The organism is Streptomyces sp. BYX5S (genome assembly GCF_054724165.1).
Genome location: NZ_CM138829.1, coordinates 4,196,547 through 4,211,481, shown reverse-complemented (window position 1 = coordinate 4,211,481; position 14,935 = coordinate 4,196,547). Strand labels below are relative to the sequence as shown.

General features: G+C 68.7%; 17 protein-coding genes. 5 read left to right on the top strand and 12 right to left on the bottom strand.

What is annotated here, in order from left to right:
* The first annotated feature begins 444 nt into the window (after window positions 1-444).
* Window positions 445-660: a hypothetical protein gene (locus ACYBSK_RS19220; protein WP_460242591.1), complete on the top strand. Its 216-nt coding sequence runs from the start codon at window positions 445-447 to the stop codon at window positions 658-660.
* 246 nt (window positions 661-906) lie between these two features.
* On the opposite strand, the gene ACYBSK_RS19215 is transcribed toward ACYBSK_RS19220, so the two are convergent.
* Window positions 907-1,353 carry a hypothetical protein gene (locus ACYBSK_RS19215; protein ID WP_460242590.1) on the bottom strand — a complete coding sequence of 149 codons (447 nt, stop codon included), beginning with the start codon at window positions 1,351-1,353 and terminating at the stop codon, window positions 907-909.
* A gap of 305 nt (window positions 1,354-1,658) precedes the next feature.
* On the opposite strand from ACYBSK_RS19215, the gene ACYBSK_RS19210 reads away from it, so the two are divergent.
* A complete protein-coding gene (locus ACYBSK_RS19210; RefSeq protein WP_460242589.1) occupies window positions 1,659-1,790 on the top strand; it encodes a hypothetical protein in 132 nt (43 codons plus the stop codon).
* Here the strand turns inward: ACYBSK_RS19210 and ACYBSK_RS19205 are convergent.
* Window positions 1,780-2,751 (bottom strand): SDR family NAD(P)-dependent oxidoreductase, encoded by a 972-nt coding sequence (locus tag ACYBSK_RS19205; RefSeq protein ID WP_460242588.1) that lies wholly within the window; start codon window positions 2,749-2,751, stop codon window positions 1,780-1,782. The genes ACYBSK_RS19210 and ACYBSK_RS19205 overlap by 11 nt on opposite strands.
* A 55-nt stretch (window positions 2,752-2,806) precedes the next feature.
* Between ACYBSK_RS19205 and ACYBSK_RS19200 the strand changes: the two genes are divergently transcribed.
* Window positions 2,807-3,229 carry a MerR family transcriptional regulator gene (locus ACYBSK_RS19200; RefSeq protein WP_460242587.1) on the top strand — a complete coding sequence of 141 codons (423 nt, stop codon included), beginning with the start codon at window positions 2,807-2,809 and terminating at the stop codon, window positions 3,227-3,229.
* A 123-nt stretch (window positions 3,230-3,352) separates the two neighbouring features.
* On the opposite strand, the gene ACYBSK_RS19195 is transcribed toward ACYBSK_RS19200, so the two are convergent.
* The 8 genes from ACYBSK_RS19195 to ACYBSK_RS19160 form a co-directional block, all read right to left on the bottom strand.
* A protein-coding gene (locus ACYBSK_RS19195) for an IS5 family transposase (protein WP_460242586.1) occupies window positions 3,353-4,197 on the bottom strand; the annotation gives its coding sequence in 2 pieces (ribosomal slippage) (window positions 3,353-3,867 and window positions 3,867-4,197; 846 coding nt in all).
* A gap of 35 nt (window positions 4,198-4,232) precedes the next feature.
* The gene (locus ACYBSK_RS19190) at window positions 4,233-4,556 is read right to left on the bottom strand and encodes a hypothetical protein (RefSeq protein WP_460242585.1); all 324 of its coding nucleotides are present in this window, start codon (window positions 4,554-4,556) and stop codon (window positions 4,233-4,235) included.
* Between the two features lie 46 nt (window positions 4,557-4,602).
* Window positions 4,603-5,450 (bottom strand): IS5 family transposase gene (locus ACYBSK_RS19185; RefSeq protein ID WP_460243150.1). Its coding sequence is split into 2 segments (ribosomal slippage): window positions 4,603-5,111 and window positions 5,111-5,450, totalling 849 coding nucleotides; the frame shifts between segments, so codons are not numbered across the junction.
* Between the two features lie 1,287 nt (window positions 5,451-6,737).
* The gene (locus tag ACYBSK_RS19180; protein WP_460242584.1) at window positions 6,738-7,493 is read right to left on the bottom strand and encodes a transposase family protein; all 756 of its coding nucleotides are present in this window, start codon (window positions 7,491-7,493) and stop codon (window positions 6,738-6,740) included.
* Window positions 7,494-8,215: 722 nt separating this feature from the next.
* On the bottom strand, window positions 8,216-8,539 hold the full coding sequence (locus tag ACYBSK_RS19175) for a hypothetical protein (protein WP_460242583.1): 324 nt from the start codon (window positions 8,537-8,539) through the stop codon (window positions 8,216-8,218).
* Between the two features lie 28 nt (window positions 8,540-8,567).
* Window positions 8,568-9,146, bottom strand: a complete 579-nt coding sequence (locus ACYBSK_RS19170) for a TetR/AcrR family transcriptional regulator (RefSeq protein ID WP_457478372.1) — start codon at window positions 9,144-9,146, stop codon at window positions 8,568-8,570.
* A gap of 152 nt (window positions 9,147-9,298) precedes the next feature.
* Window positions 9,299-10,690 carry an amidase gene (locus ACYBSK_RS19165; protein ID WP_460242582.1) on the bottom strand — a complete coding sequence of 464 codons (1,392 nt, stop codon included), beginning with the start codon at window positions 10,688-10,690 and terminating at the stop codon, window positions 9,299-9,301.
* On the bottom strand, window positions 10,677-10,886 hold the full coding sequence (locus tag ACYBSK_RS19160) for a hypothetical protein (protein ID WP_460242581.1): 210 nt from the start codon (window positions 10,884-10,886) through the stop codon (window positions 10,677-10,679). The genes ACYBSK_RS19165 and ACYBSK_RS19160 overlap by 14 nt, the downstream gene beginning before the upstream one ends.
* A 349-nt stretch (window positions 10,887-11,235) precedes the next feature.
* Here ACYBSK_RS19160 and ACYBSK_RS19155 point away from each other — a divergent pair, with 349 nt between their 5' ends.
* Both ACYBSK_RS19155 and ACYBSK_RS19150 read left to right on the top strand, forming a co-directional pair.
* Complete coding sequence (locus ACYBSK_RS19155; protein WP_460242580.1) at window positions 11,236-11,508, top strand: hypothetical protein; 273 nt, start codon at window positions 11,236-11,238, stop codon at window positions 11,506-11,508.
* Window positions 11,509-11,530: 22 nt separating this feature from the next.
* Window positions 11,531-12,433: an MBL fold metallo-hydrolase gene (locus ACYBSK_RS19150; protein ID WP_460242579.1), complete on the top strand. Its 903-nt coding sequence runs from the start codon at window positions 11,531-11,533 to the stop codon at window positions 12,431-12,433.
* 153 nt (window positions 12,434-12,586) lie between these two features.
* Here ACYBSK_RS19150 and ACYBSK_RS19145 read toward each other — a convergent pair whose 3' ends face one another.
* The gene (locus ACYBSK_RS19145) at window positions 12,587-13,129 is read right to left on the bottom strand and encodes an AAA family ATPase (protein WP_460242578.1); all 543 of its coding nucleotides are present in this window, start codon (window positions 13,127-13,129) and stop codon (window positions 12,587-12,589) included.
* A gap of 1,012 nt (window positions 13,130-14,141) precedes the next feature.
* Complete coding sequence (locus tag ACYBSK_RS19140; protein ID WP_460247059.1) at window positions 14,142-14,882, bottom strand: alpha/beta hydrolase; 741 nt, start codon at window positions 14,880-14,882, stop codon at window positions 14,142-14,144.
* Between the last annotated feature and the right edge of the window lie 53 nt (window positions 14,883-14,935).

The following is a 14,935-nucleotide window of genomic DNA, read 5'->3' as shown; positions in this document are numbered from 1 at the left end:
CCAGCGGCCGACGGGGCCACAGCCACCGCCGCCGGGATCCACTGCACCCATTTCCTCGGCAGCCTTCTCGACGACGACGCACCCCTCGCCCCTGCCTGGCCGAGTTCACCTTCCTCACCCCGCTCAGGAGCCTGGAGGCGACCGAAGGCCGTGTCGGGGCGGGGCGCGGTCAGACCCGGTAGATCCGTCCCGTCCGCAGTCCCTCCACCGATGGGCTGCTGGGCGAGGATCCCGGTGATCACTGTGAAGGAGCCGCGCTCGCAGACGTATGCGAGGCCCTGGCGGACGAGTTCGACCTGGGAGAGGACCGTGCCGGTGAATGCGTACTGCTACGCGTGGGGGCCGAGTTCGGGCAGCCGCGTGTGCGGGACGTTGCCTGCCGCGTTGACGACGGCGTGTCGAGTGGGCCGATCGTGCCGGCGGCCTCGTACAGGGAGGTGATCTGTGCCGGGTGTCTGGGCCCCGGACCCGATCCTGCGCGAGGCCCTGGACGTCGACGTCGCCTGGTACGCCAGCATGCGTACCTCCCTCGACACGATCACGTCGACGCCGACCAAGCAGGTCGCCGTCCTCGGCTTCCCGGCCTTCGGGCGCACTCACCGTGCCGCGCGCACTTCGGTGCGGTGTACGTCCTTGCGCGAGGCGGAGCACCGCTCATAGGCCTCGCCAAGCAGTCCGCGAGGACGCCGACCGCAAGGTCGGCGACGGCCCGGGGGGTGCGGAGCAGTCCTTCGTAGTTGGCCGTGGCCCTGCAAGGCGTGGTCAAGGCTGCGTCGGCCTCGGACTCGGAGCTACCACCCCGGCGACTGTAATGCCGGGATGGTGGCGTCTCCTCCGCAACTTAGGCAACGCCGTCCGCTCTCGATAATCCGACTGCGCGAAGGGCACGGGATCTGGGTCGGATCATTACTTCTTCATCTGTCCAGGCCGCTCGAAATAGAAGCCCCTTGGACCCTGCGGTTCGCTGTTCTCTTCGGGCGGCGATGCAGCTGCAACCTCCTCGACCAGCGAGCTGCCGTTGAGGACGCGCTTGCCGTCGAACCGGTGGCCGGTGAAGCCGAACAGGTGGGTTCCCCGGCCCAGGCGCTGCAGCCCCAACGTGATCTGCGTCGCCGAGACCAGCGTGCCGCCAGATGCCAGCGGGATGGACAGGAAGAGGTTCTTTTTCTCGCGCGCTGCGGGACCGGTCCACAGCGCAACAGTCACTCGTGGTTCTTCCAGATCCGGGATGCACCCGCGCACGTAGTACGGCCTTGTGACGGGGGTGCTGGTGTAGTGCCACAGCGCGGCTGCGATGGCGCACTGGGTACGGCACAGCACAACTGAGGGGATGGCCGCTAGTTGTTGACCCATGACGGGCACTCCTGCACCCCTCTGCAATAGGCGGTGATCACACCGGTCCTCCCCTTCGTGCCGGGGGCGGTGTGGCGGCCGTCGTCGGTCTTCTTGGCATAGCACACCTTGACCACGAAGTCGACCTGACGCCCATTATGAATGGCCGAGCCCCCAGTACTCGAGGTTGCGCTGCCGGTCGGACTTCATGTCCGGTTTGCCGTTGAGAGCAGCCTTGATGAGCTTGCACGACGTGATGTTGTGCGGCCGGGAGAAATGGACCCACCCCAGCCCGGAGTTGCCATGGTCTCAACACCGTGTTCGTCGTGGCTCCCACCGCATCCGACGCCCGCCTGGCCACGATCTGCGCGCAGGGCAGCGGCATGATCTACGCCACCGCCACCGCCACCGCCGCGGCACGCAGCGCAACATGTGCAGAGCGCGGGTTCATCGGGTGATCGGCGTGGCGCCGGTCACGGCGACGGACAGGTCCCAGAGCCGGGCGGCCTCCTCAGGATCGATGGCGTAGGCGCGGACGCCGCCGTCATCCATGGGGGTGCCGGGAGCGGAAACGCGGGCGACATCGCAGTCCTCCAGGTAGAGCCCGCCGCGGCCTTCGAGGAGCGGGGCCGTAGCCGCCCACAGGCCGGTGGCTGCCCCCTGAGAGGGGGTCTTGAAGTCCGCGCCCACCACATTGCCGTGCTCATCCACCCACCCGCGGTCGATCTGCTCCTGGAGCGTCATCTCCCGCTGGAGACCAGTGATGATCTTGCCGGGGTGGAGGCTGAACGCCCGGACCCCGTCGCCTTGCCCGAGGGCATCGAGGCGCACGGCGAACAGGGCGTTGGCCGTCTTGGCCTGGCCGTAGGCCAGCCACTGGTCGTAGCCGGTGCGGAAGTGCGGATCGTGCCAGCGGATGCCGGTCAGCGTGTGCCCGGCGGAGCTGTTGACCACGACGCGCGCGCCGCCCGCGGCGGCCAGGGCCGGGTAGAGTTCACAGGCGAGGGCGAAGTGGCCGAAGTGGTTGGCGGTGAGCTGGCCTTCCCAGCCGGGCCCGACGCGCCGCTCCGGGGTAGCCATGACGCCGGCGACGGCCATCAGGAGGTCGAGCCGGTCGACACGGCCGCTGATGTGCGCAGCAGCTGAGTGGACGCTGTCGAGGTCGGCCAGGTCCATGGGGATGACCTCGCTGCCCGTCACCCCCTTCAAAGCAGCACGGGCGACGTCAGGGCGGCGTGCCGGAACGATGACCCGGGCCCCGGCGGCCGTCAGAGCCCGGGTGGTTTCCAGGCCGAGCCCGGAGTAGCCCCCGGTCACCACAGCGGTCATGCCGGAAAGGTCATGGCCGGCCACGATGTCCTCGGCGGTGGTGGCAGCGGAGAAGGGCGAGCCGAGCGGCTGTTGGTCAGTAACGGTCATGCCGCGGACGCTACGATCTAGAGCGAGGTCTAGATCAAGTCCAGGAGTGAGCCGCATGCCCCCCACCGAAGCTGCCACGCAGTCGCTGAGCATCGGCGAGGTGGCCGAACGGACCAGACTGAGCGTGCACGCCCTGCGCTTCTACGAACGCGAGGGCCTGCTCGTCGGCCCGGTCCAGCGCACATCGGGCGGCCGACGGCGCTACACCTCCTTCGATGTCGACTGGCTGCTGATCTGCGTCAAGCTCCGCGAATCCGGTATGCCGCTCGCCGACCTCAAGCACTTCGCCGAACTGGTGCGCCACGGACCGGGCAACGAGGAAGAACGACTGCGTCTGCTCGACGCTCATCGACAGCGCGTTGACGCACAGATCCAGGCGCTTGAGGAGTGCCGATCCGTCATCGCTTGGAAGGTCGGCGTCTACGCCGAACACCTCGCCAGGGGCGAAGCCGGCGGGCTCTGGGACCCGACAGCCTGAGGCAAGCGCGGACAGCCGCGTCGTGGCTCCTGCTCCAGCAACGGCTCCGCGACCTCAAGCGTCTGCCTTGCCGAAACCGTCAACAACGTCCTGCCCCGCAACACCTAGGCGGTTTCGTTTGGATCACCTGGCTGACCAGAGGAAGATGCTCGCAACGAGGAGTCCGGCCAGGTAGATGGCTGCTGCCTTCTCGTAGCGGGTGGCGATGCCTCGCCACTGTTTCAAGCGGTTGATGCAGCGTTCGACCGTGTTGCGCTGCCTGTAGGTCTCGCGGTCGAAGGCGGGTGGTCGGCCGCCCCGGCTGCCGCGTCTCAGGCGGTGGCCGCGTTGATCAGCCGGCACGGGTATAACCGCCCGGATGCCGCGCCGTCTGAGGTGTTCACGGATGGCGCGTGACGAATACGCCTTGTCTGCGAGGACTGCCTCTGGCCGGGTTCGGGGCCGTCCACGTCGCCGGGGAACACGCAGCCGGGCCATCACGTCAGCGAAGGCGGGCGCGTCACCGGCCTGTCCGGCGGTGAGATGGAAGGCCAGGGGCCGGCAGTTGCCATCGGCTGCGAGATGGATCTTCGTGGTTAGTCCGCCGCGAGACCGGCCGATGGCGTGGTCGTCCGGCTCGCCGGCCGGGGCCCCTTTCTGCGGGCTCCGGCCGCGTGCTGGTGGGCTCGCACGATCGTAGAGTCCACCGAGACGACCCAGTTCAGCTCCCCGTCGGCGTCGGCCTGTGCCACAAGCGCGGTGAACACCCGCTCCCATGTGCCGTCGGCGGACCACATCCGCAGCCGGTTGTAGACGCCCCGCCAGTTTCCGTACTTCTCCGGCAGTTGCACCCACTGTGCCCCGGTCTGAAACTTCCAGGCGATGGCGTCGATCACCTCTCGGTGGTCCCGCCATCGGCCACCCCGCTTCGGTGTCCGGTCCGGCAGTAACGGCTCGATCCGCGCCCACTGCGCGTCAGTCAACGACACACCCGGACAACGAGCAGACGATCCGGAGGGAGCGACTACACGCAGCCGGTGCCATCGGTCTCGACGGCAACTGTCCACCAGGAGGTCACTTTGGCAGCCATCTCTTCCGGCTCTGACGGAAGAGGGGTGAGACCGAAGTGATCTACCAGCTCATGCCGCAGGAACTCGCCGATCTCCGCTTGGTCGGCGCCACGCCGGAGCCGCCGCAGGAGAGGGACGAGCATGCAGTCGTACTCGTCTTGCACCTCGTCAGCGACGCCGATCGGGTCCCACTCATTGAGCAGATGCCGCAGGCCGTTCTCGGTGACGTCGGTTCCGGGTCGCATCGCTCCAGAATGCCGCTCCGGAACCGCCGTCATCGCTCACCCCCACCTTGATCCAAACGAAACCGCCTAGGTCGTGTCTTCAAAGTGGTCGGAGCCAGAGCAGTGTGGCGGCGAGGGTGATGACGGCTTCGAATGAGGTAGCGGTCTTGTCGTAGCGGGTGGCGATGGCGCGGTAGTGCTTGAGCCGGTTGAAGCAGCGTTCGACGACGTTGCGGCGCCGGTAGTGGGCTTTGTCGAAGCCGCAGGGACGTTCGCCGCGCCTGATCCGTCCGTTGAGCTGGTCGATGCGCTCGGGAATGGTGTGCTTGATACCGCGTCTGCGCAGGTAGGCGCGGATCGAGCGGGAGGAGTAGCCCTTGTCGGCGACCACACGCGCGGGGCGGGTGCGTGGCCGTCCCGGGCCGGGGCCTGCGACGCGGATGCGGGCCATGACCTGCTCGAACTGCGTGCAGTCATTGCGGTTGCCGCCGGTCAGGACGAACGCGAGGGGACGGCCTCGGCCGTCGCAGGCCAGGTGGAGCTTGGTGGTTAATCCTCCGCGGGATCGACCGAGGGCGTGATCTGCCGGTTCGTCCCCCGCCCGGCCCCCTTTTTCGCGCCGGCGGCATGCTGGTGGGCACGGACGAGTGTCGAGTCGACCGCGACGAGCCAGTCCACGTCCGCCCTCGCCTGCCGGTCAGCCTGAACCGCGGCGAGCATCCGGGTGAAGGTGCCGTCCAGGGCCCATCTGCGAAAGCGGGTATAGAGCGACTGCCAGGCCCCGTACCGGGCCGGCACGTCCCGCCAGGCGGCACCGGCCCGAATCTTCCACACGATTCCGTTCAGCACCGTTCGGTCATCCGCACGCGGGCGACCGAACGACCCGGCCGGAAGGAGCGGGCACAACAACTCCCACTCCTCATCCGTCAGTTCATAGCGACGACTCACCGACCCATGGTCTCGCAAACCCACTTTGAAGACACGACCTAGGGCCTCAAGGCCCCGGGCGCACACCTCGTCGACGAATGCGCCCTCGTCCAGGCCATGCTGAGCAGCTGCGCTCCTCATGTCCTGGCGGGTCAGCGACTCAAGCGACATCAACGCCACCTGGCCTGCTTCCGGCCACAGCTCGCGCAGTCCGCTCTCCAGCCTTTCGGGCCAGCGAGTGGTGCGACAGGTGATCCTCAGGCGCAGCCCCTCGCGCTGTGCCTGCGACAGCGCCCGCAGCTGCTTCACGAGGACGTTGTCGAGACCGGGGATGTCGCTCAGGCCTTCGTCGAGCCCGTCCAACAGCACATGCCGTGGTCCGCCTCCGGCTTGGTGCAGGTGGTGTTGCAGGGTGCTGGCGGCCGAGGCCGTGTCGGTGACGTCTCGGCCGAGGTGCACTAGGGCCGTCGTCTGTCCCTGTTTCGCAAGAAGGGCGTACTCCTGCTCGAGCGCCACGGACTTGCCCGCACCCCGCTCCCCCAGCAGCACGAGGACCGGAACGTCACGCGTTCCGTCCAGCGTGACCGGACGGCCCGCAGCCCTACCGCTGTCTGGCGAACCACGCCCGCCGCTGGCATCGGCTGTCAGAGGACGCAACGACCTTTGCCACGCGTATTGCATCAGCCCATTCTCACCGCCTGCGTCGGCGGCGCCAGCAAGTCCTGTGCTCTCAGGCAACGGAGCCGGTATGCACGACGTACTCGTGGGCGCCGGATGGGGGTAACTCGGCCGGCAGGAGAACATTGCCTTCGCCTCTGCACTGCCCGTCCCACCTGTGAAGCCACGTCCTCCAGCTCTCCCGCCTTATATGGCGGGAGCCCGTCGGCGAACGTCGCCGGCATCACCCACGCCCCGTGCACACGCACCGCTTCCATCACGAAACTCTCTACGCGCAAGTCCTGCCCACGCTCAACACACGGCTGAACCACATCCTCATCCAGCAGGGCGTCACCATAGAACTGGCAGGACCGTGCAGAACGCGCGCGGAAGCGAGGAGCCGGACTGTCAGTGCTGCGCGACAGACTGCGCGCGTCATGACGTCAACTCCCCTTCGCCTCAGGACGGCAGGCCAGCAGACCTCCTACCTGCGAGCGGCTGAGCGATCCGAAGACTGCGCATCCGGTGCCGGGCTGCCCTTGGATGCCCCGATCCTCACGCCACCGGCTGGAGGCCCAACGGCGACATCGCCATCGGTGATGCGTTGATCGACCCCCGCGGCGGCCAGTCCAGAGTGAGCTCTTTCCAACCTCACGTTGACGCGTGGTGAAGGGCGAGGACGGCCTTCACGATGTTGGTGATGCGGTTGGTGCTGCAGCGAAGTTTCCGCAGAAGCCGCCAGCCCTTGAGGGTGGCCATGGCCTGTTCACCGACACAGCGGATGTTGGCGTGGGTGGTGTTGTGGCGGCGCTTCCATCGCTTGAGGTGGCGGCCCCGGAACGGGACGCGGACGGGTCTGCCGGCTCCTTGATACGCCTTGTCCGCCGAGCATTTGAGGCCCGCTGCGGCGAGGGCGTCGATGATCCCGTGCTGCCGAGCGGCGGTGAGGTCGTGGGTCGAGCCGGGCAGAGCCGGTGACGCCCAGAGCAGCCGTCCGAACGGATCAGTGAGGACCTGAACGTTCATGCCGTGGCGTTTGTGTTTCCCGGAGTAGTACGGGGTGTCGGCGGCGATGCGGTCGATGGGCAGCAGGGTGCCGTCGAGGATGACGAACGCCTTCGTCCGGATGGTCTCCATTGCCTCGGTCAGGGTCGGGGCGATGGCGGCCAGGACCTCGATGGCCTCGCGGACGTAGCGGTAGACGGTGGCGATCCCGATGCCGAACCCGGCGGCGAGCCTGGCGTAGGTGTCACCGCACCGCAGGTGGGCCAGGACGAGCAGGGCCTGACGTGCCACGGGAAGCCTTCGCCACCGCGTCCCGATGTCCCGACGCCGGGCCGTCAGTTGTCCAGCCAGGAACCGCAGAGTGCGGGTGGACAAGTCGATCGAGGACGGGTAGACAAGCACGCGAAGCTCCTGGCGGACACGGGTGATCTTGGTCGAGAACCCGTCTACCAGGAGCTTCGTCGTTGCGCAGGACTGTCCAACTCGCGGTCAACACCGCCAGCTTGGAAGAGGCTCAGTGGTGGCCGGAATACGCGAAACCCTGCGCACTGCACATCGACAGGACAAGAATGGGAAAGCTGCCCGCCGTGCGGATGCCAGCCCGGCTCCCTCTGGCGCGCACGCGCGCTGGCCTCAGCTTCACAGCACCGCACAAGCGACTCCAGCGGCACGCATTTCGAGAGCGGCGCAACCCGCCCCGGCCACCTCGCGATGATCGACCTCCTGCCCCACCACATCACTGGCGAAGTCGTCGGCGCCACTGCGGCTGATAAGCCACACCTCATGATCATGGGACATGCAGGTCGAACAAATTGCCCGTCGGAGCGAGTTCCTCTCGGTCGACAGCAAGAAGACAGAACTCCCTGGCCGTTCAGAGATTACGAGCCGAACCGACCAGTACCAAGAGGCCGCCCCGTTCCCATACGCGCCGCCACCCTCGATCACCCAACCTAGACTCCTGTTCGACGCACATCCCTCAAGATCGGAACAACAACAGCTTCTAACCGGGCCTCTCGCACGTCTCCATAAGTGTCTGTTTGGCTACCTCCGGGGCGGACGAGTCCGGTCCCGGGAACGGCCTCGGGGCACATCGGTACAGCGGTTGGCGCTGAGAACGATCATGGTCAGGGTGTGAGCGCGCTGATCCGGTTCTCGTACTCGCGACGAGCCTTGCGCTGTGCCGGGACGGCGGAGAGACCCTGGCCGCCGTCGAGCGGCTGGCACCGGGCGAGGAGCTGGTGGTGCATCGCGGGTACGGCGCTGACGCGCAGGGTGTAGCCCTGGCCGCGCCGTACGGTCGTCCCCTGGTCGAGCGCGGCCTGCTCGGCGGGCTCCAGCTCGGTGGTGCGGAGGTAGTCGGCGGCCTTGCCCGGCATGTCGCTCCGCAGGGTCTCGCAGAACTCGCACAGATGACCATTTGTGAGAATGGCGGCCGTCGACGCCGGCATGTACCCGGCTTCCTCGTGCTACGCGGGATCATGGGAGGGGGTGTTCTTCGCCCGCGTCGAGGAGCTCGGTCACGAGCCGACGGGCGTACGCGGCGTCGAGTCCGGCCGGGCGGAAGAGGATGCGGTACATCATGGGGGCGACCACGCGATCCATCGCCGTCTCGACGTCGGGAGTTTTCTCCTCGCGGCCGATCGCGCGGGCGAGCATGACGTCGACCTGTTCGGCCGCGTAGGCCGAGCACTGACCGGCGTTGCTGCCGTCCCGGTCGCCGAGCAGAGCGTCACGGATGTAGGCGCGGCCGGAGGGGGACGACATCTCGTCGAGGAACTGTTCGGCCCAGGCCGTCAGGTCGGACAGCAGGTCGCCGTGGTTCTCCGGCACTGTGTCTGGCCGCAGGCGCTCCACCGCGACGTCCGACAGCAGCCCCTGAAGGTCGCCCCAGCGGCGATAGATCGTCGAGGGGGTGACTCCGGCGCGCTGGGCGACCAGCGGGACAGTCACCGCGTCGCGGCCCTGCTCCGACAGGATTTCGCGGACAGCGGTGTGCACCGAAGCCTGGACCCGTGCACTGCGCCCGCCGGGGCGCGCCGTCGGCTTACTACTCATGACTCCACCTTAAAGCGCGGATATTGCGTTTAGGAGGAGCATGCCCGGCTCGACGGCGGCGCCAGGGCCCTCTTGCCGGTCTCCTCGCTGCGGGCATCCGGTCCTGATCCCAACCGGAGCCGGACGGTTCCGGCCCGGCCCATATACCGTTCTCAGGCGGTCGGCGCGAGCGGTCGGGCGGACTGCGTCCGCTCGTAGGCGTGGCCCACCCGCAGCAGCTGCCGCTCGCCGAAGGGCCGTCCGAGCAGCTGCATGCCGATCGGCATGCCCGCCGTGTCGTGCGCCACCGGGACGGACAGAGCGGGCACTCCGGTGATGTTGGCCGGAGAGGATAGACGCACGTAGGCGTCGGAAACGGCCTCGGTCGATCCGTCGGACCAGGTGACACTCTCCTGACCGGCCTTCACCGCGGTCATCGGGACCGCCGGGGCGGCGATCACGTCGACCTTCTCCAGAATGCGGCCCCATTCCTCCTGTATGAGCGTCCGGGAGCGCTGGGCACGCAGATAGTCGCCCGCGCCCATCAGCTCACCGGCCTCCAGGAGGAGGCGGACGTCCGCCTGGTACAGCTCTGGGACCGTACGCAGCGTGCCCTCGTGGTAGGCGGTGGCCTCCGGTACCATCAGCCCCCACTGGGTGGCCTGGATGTACCGGGTCATCGGGATGTCGATCTCGACGAGATGGGCGCCGAGCGTCTCCAGCTGCGCGATGCCCTGGCGGACGGTGGTCTCCACCTCCGCGTCGACATGGTCGAAGTAGTAATTGCGAGGCACCCCGACGCGTACGCCCGCCAGGTCCGGCTCCCGTCCCGGCCGGTAGTCGACGGCGGGGGTGTCCAGCGAGGCGGGGTCGCGCGGGTCGTGCCCGGCGAGGACGGCCAGGACCAGGGCTGCGTCCTCGACGGTGCGGGTGACCGGGCCGACGTGGTCCAGTGACCAGGACAGCGATGTTACGCCGTGGCGTGGCACCAGTCCGTAGGTCGGCTTGAAGCCGACGACCCCGTTCAGCGCGGCGGGAACCCGGATCGACCCGCCGGTGTCGGTGCCGAGGGCGAAGGTCGCCGCCCCGGCCGCCACCGCGACGGCGGACCCGCCGCTGGAGCCTCCCGCGACCCGGTCGCGGTCCCAGGCGTTGCCGGTCTGCGGGGTGGTCAGGCCGTAGGCGAACTCGTGGGTGTGGGTCTTGCCGACCAGGACGGAGCCTGCGGCCCGCAGCCGGGCGACGACCGTGCTGTCGGCGGCGGCGCGGTGGCCGGCCCGGACCCGGGAACTGGCGCTGGTGGCCGAACCGGCTACGTCGATCAGGTCCTTGAGCCCGACCGGGACGCCGTGGAGCGGCCCCCGGAACACACCGCGGGCCGCTTCCTGCTCGGCCTGCCGCGCCGCGCCGCGGGCCTGCTCAGCGGTGACCGCGACGTACGCCTCGACGTGCGGGTCCACCTGGTCGATGCGGTCGAGGACCGAGTCCACCAGCTCGACGGGGGACAGCCGACGGGCCCGGATCTGCTGCGCGGCGTCGGCCAGGGTCAGCTCATACGGCTGCATCGTGCTTCTCCTTTCCCGCGCGGTAGGCGCTGGCGGGCGGGGTGCCCCCGAAGTCCAGCTCACGCAGGACCGCGACGACGGAGTGGATGTGGTTGGCGGTGGCGGCGACCGCGGCGTGGCGGTCATCGGGCAGGGGAAGTCCGGCACGGGCGGCCCAGCGGGCAGCCTCGGGCGGCGTGAGTTCAGCGGAGGGCACGTGGTTTCTCCTGATCAGGGGGCGCGGCAACGAAGCACCCGCACTAAAAGCCAACGGTTTGCTTTAGTTCGACCGTAGGGCCTACGGTCGAACTAAAGCAAACTCTTAGCGTTTACGGAAGGAGTCCCATGTCCGGCGTCAAATCCGGCGCGCCCGCGATCTCCGACGCAGCCGCGCACGTCGCTCACCAGGCCACCCGCACCCGTACGAAAAGGCGCACGCGCACGGCTTCTTTCGCCCTCAACGTGTCGATACTCGCGGCCCTCCTGGCCGCGTCCAGCTCGTCTCCACCCTGCTCGTCCGTATCGCCCCCGCCCCCACCGTCACCGTCTACGTACTGCTGGCGGCGTTGCTCCTCGCCCAAGCGACCGCGGCCACCTTCACCACGGAGACGGCCCAGCGCCAGGCGGGAGCGCTGCGGTCGCTGCGCCCGCGGGTCAGCGTCCCGCCCCCGGCCCGCTGGACCCTGCTGGCCGCAGGCGCCGCTACCCAGCAATACGGGCTGGGGACCACCTCACACGCCTACGCCATCACCGCCGCTCTCCTCGCCCTGGCGGCCCTGGCGGCGCTCACCGCGTCACGACGCGGGGCGGCCCGCCCCGAAGCCGACCGCTCCCACTGAAGAGAACAAAGGAAACGACACAATGCACACCTCCCCCGCCGCCACCCCCATTCCCTCCTGGACCGTGAGCGGCGTCACCGTCCACCGCGTCGACGAAGTCGCCCTGCCGCCCGCGACCGGACCCTGGCTGCTGCCCGACGCCACCCCTGCGGTGGTGACCGCCCAGAACTGGCTGCACCCCCACTTCGCCGACCGGGACGGGATTCTGCACATCAACAGCCACAGCTTCGCGTTCGTCGTGAACGGGCTGCGCGTTCTCGTCGACACCGGCATCGGCAACGGCAAGGAGCGGGCCAACCCGGCCTGGCACAACCTGCGGACCGACTTCCTGGAGCGCCTCACCGCTGCCGGTTTCCCCCCGGACTCCGTCGACCTGGTGATCCTCACTCACCTGCACGCCGATCACGTCGGCTGGAACACACGGCAGGTGAACGGCGAATGGGTCCCCACCTTCCCCAACGCCCGCTACCTCACCTCCCGCGCCGAGCGGGAGTTCTGGGCCACGTACGACATGGAGGAAGCACGCGAACAGATGTTCCGCGACTCGGTGATCCCGGTCGAACAGGCGGGCCTGCTGAGCACGGTCGACGTCCCGCGCAAGGGGGCCGAGATCACCCCCGGCCTGCGCTTGATCCCGACACCCGGCCACACCCCCGGCCACGTCGCGGTGGAAGTGACCAGCCAGGGGGAGACGGCGCTGATCTCCGGCGACTGCGTCCATCACCCCGTCCAGCTCGCCCACCCCGCCATCGGTGCCTGCGTCGACATCGACCCGCGGCAGTCCGAGGCCACCCGCCGCAAGCTGCTCGGCTCCCTCGTCGGCACGGACACCCTCCTCCTCGGCACCCACTTCGCACAGCCCACCGCCGGCCGCGTGGTCGCCCATGAGGACGCCTACCGGCTGGAGCCCGTCCCCGCTTCCTGATGCCGTTGCCACGTTGTCTCGGTCACCGCAGGCATGGCCCAGCCCCTCAGACCCCACCAGGGCCGCTCCTCTCGAACACAAGCTCGCCCGCGCTCGCCCTCGGTCTCCGCGAAGCCCTCCATCAGCCTGCTCCCCTCCTGCTGTGACGGTCTCTTAGCGGTCGATCGGGAGTACCCGGCTCAGGCCGCTCTCGATCAGAATCTGGTGGACCGTGTCGTCCAGGGTGCTGGATGCGTCGATGACGGTCTCCAGTTCGTCGGGCAGCAGGTCCTTGTCCCGGTACCAGTCGCGCAGGTGGGCCTCGTTGACCTGCGCCAGATATTCGGCATCGGGCTTCGAGGCGTGCCGGAGCAGGGTCTCCTCGAGGGGAACGTGGAGGTAGTAGCACCGGGTGACGCCCCGGTGGGCGCGCACCAGGTCCTGCAGCATCGCGCCGTAGCGGTCGGCGTACAGGATGCCTTCGACGATGACGTGGAAGCCGTTGTCCAGGGCGTAGCGGGCGGTGAGGTCGATCAGGCCGATGTTCGCGCCGCCGGGCCGGTCGCGTTCGCGCAGGACGATCCGGCGGAGGTTGTCCTGGGCGACGATCGCGAGGTTGCGGCCGAATGTCGCGCGTAGGCCGGCGGCGACGGAGGACTTGCCGCTGGCGCTGTTGCCACGGATCACGATCAGGCGCGTTTCTTCGGTTCCCACCACGCCCGCACCCTACTGGCGGGCACTGACACGCTGCCGTGGGATCGCGTCGGCACCGGGACCGTACGCCCGGCGAGGACGGCGATACTCTCGTGGTCGCCGTCCTCGATGGCCCGGAGGCCAGCCCTGCTGCTCGGCGGTGAGCACCTCCCCCGGCTTCACGGGGATGCTCCGTACGTTCGTGCAGCTCGCGGCCACCAGCTCCGTCTTGCGCTGCTCGGCGCACTTCTCGCTGTACGCGCACGCCGATGCGTGGGCCTTCCCGTCAGGATCGGTCCACTTCAGTGCGAAGTTCTCCGTGGTGATCGTTATGGAGAACATCATCACCGGGACCCCTGACAACGGAGCTCACGGACCGCCGCCTGATCGGCTCCACCGCGCCGACCTGGCGGTTCGAGGTCACTGGCGGCGGAGCAAGCCCAGGGCGAGCGTCAACGCGGATACGGCGGCCGCGGAGGCCGCCGGGACCTGAGCCACGAGAACCAGCTCCGCGTACACCGCCGTCGCACCCAGGGCCGCCACGAACTGGCTGCACCCCCCTTGACGTTGTTGTGCTCGGGGCTCGGCCGTCGGGCGGCTGCCCACCTTCACGAGGCGGGGCGGCCACCGGGTTCACGGTGCCCGCCCCTGCGCCGTGCTGGCCGCTAGTTGTTGCGGGTCAGTACGTTGGTGACGGCGCATAGTGGCAGGCGAGGTCCGTGGCGAGGCCGCCGAGGTGAGCTCTGGCTTCGGCGGGGCCGTGAACAGTGATGGTGCTCCCGAAGGGCAACAGCGTTCGCACGTCCTGCACGATGCCGGCTGCCTCCACAGGAAATGCGCCAGAGCCCGAGAACCGCTTCGCCTGGGGGTTCGGGTCCGCCGGGTCGATCAGGTGGGCTTGCGGCAGCGTGGGCCCCTGCCGAGAGTTCAGCAGGGGCCCACGTCGTAAACGGTTGGGCAGGGCCGGGACCTGTCCTCGATGAGCAACAGGCCGCCGGCATCAGCTACCTTCTGCTGCCGGTCTAACGGCCCGGCCTCATTTCAGGTGCCGTGTGAAGAACTGGGCAGCGGCGTCTCCCTCGAACTGCGGCACGCCGGTGTGACCGCCCATATTGGCGTGCAGGGACTTCTCCTTGGAGCCGAAGGCGTCGAACAGGTCCAGGGACGCCTGCCGGTCGTTACCTTCGTCGTCCCACTGCAGCAGGACATGCAGCGGAATAGTGACCTGCCGGGCTTCCTCGAACATGGCGCGAGGTACAAGACTTCCCGCGAACAGACCGGCGGCCACGATGCGCGGCTCGACCACCGCCAGCCGGATGCCGATAGAGATCACTCCCCCCGAGTACCCGACCGGACCGCCGATCTCGGGCAGTGACAGGAAGGCGTCCAGCGCGGCCTGCCATTCCGGGACCGCCTTGTCGACCAGCGGAAGGATGAGGGCGTCGACGATCCCGTCGCTGACTGGCTCGCCAGCCTGCATCGCCCGGAGCAGGCCGGCGCGGGCCTGGTCGAGGGCGGGCCAACTGGGCCGGTCGCCGCTTCCGGGGAGCTCGATGGTGGCCGTGGCGAAGCCCTCCGCCGCGGAGTGCCGGGCCCGGGCCACCAGTCGGGGGTACATCTTGCGCAACCCGAGCGCCGGGTGGCCGAGCAGGATCAAAGGCACCGGTGCGGAAGCGGATGCGGCTGCGGGCGTCCACAGGATGCCGGGGATCTCACCGAAGGTGAATTCGCGTTCGAGGACGCCGTCGTCGAGGCGTTGCTCGGAAGTGAAATGCATGGTCATGCCTTTCGGGAGTGCACTACAACGGCGCTCCCGGACGACCTGCCTAA

What these genes read in the sequence shown, in the direction of transcription:
- ACYBSK_RS19215 (WP_460242590.1), bottom strand. Translation starts at nt 1,353, where the DNA reads ATGGGTCAACAACTAGCGGCCATCCCCTCAGTTGTGCTGTGCCGTACC.
- ACYBSK_RS19205 (WP_460242588.1), bottom strand. Translation starts at nt 2,751, where the DNA reads ATGACCGTTACTGACCAACAGCCGCTCGGCTCGCCCTTCTCCGCTGCC.
- ACYBSK_RS19200 (WP_460242587.1), top strand. Translation starts at nt 2,807, where the DNA reads ATGCCCCCCACCGAAGCTGCCACGCAGTCGCTGAGCATCGGCGAGGTG.
- ACYBSK_RS19190 (WP_460242585.1), bottom strand. Translation starts at nt 4,556, where the DNA reads ATGACGGCGGTTCCGGAGCGGCATTCTGGAGCGATGCGACCCGGAACC.
- ACYBSK_RS19175 (WP_460242583.1), bottom strand. Translation starts at nt 8,539, where the DNA reads ATGCCGGCGTCGACGGCCGCCATTCTCACAAATGGTCATCTGTGCGAG.
- ACYBSK_RS19170 (WP_457478372.1), bottom strand. Translation starts at nt 9,146, where the DNA reads ATGAGTAGTAAGCCGACGGCGCGCCCCGGCGGGCGCAGTGCACGGGTC.
- ACYBSK_RS19165 (WP_460242582.1), bottom strand. Translation starts at nt 10,690, where the DNA reads ATGCAGCCGTATGAGCTGACCCTGGCCGACGCCGCGCAGCAGATCCGG.
- ACYBSK_RS19150 (WP_460242579.1), top strand. Translation starts at nt 11,531, where the DNA reads ATGCACACCTCCCCCGCCGCCACCCCCATTCCCTCCTGGACCGTGAGC.
- ACYBSK_RS19140 (WP_460247059.1), bottom strand. Translation starts at nt 14,882, where the DNA reads ATGCATTTCACTTCCGAGCAACGCCTCGACGACGGCGTCCTCGAACGC.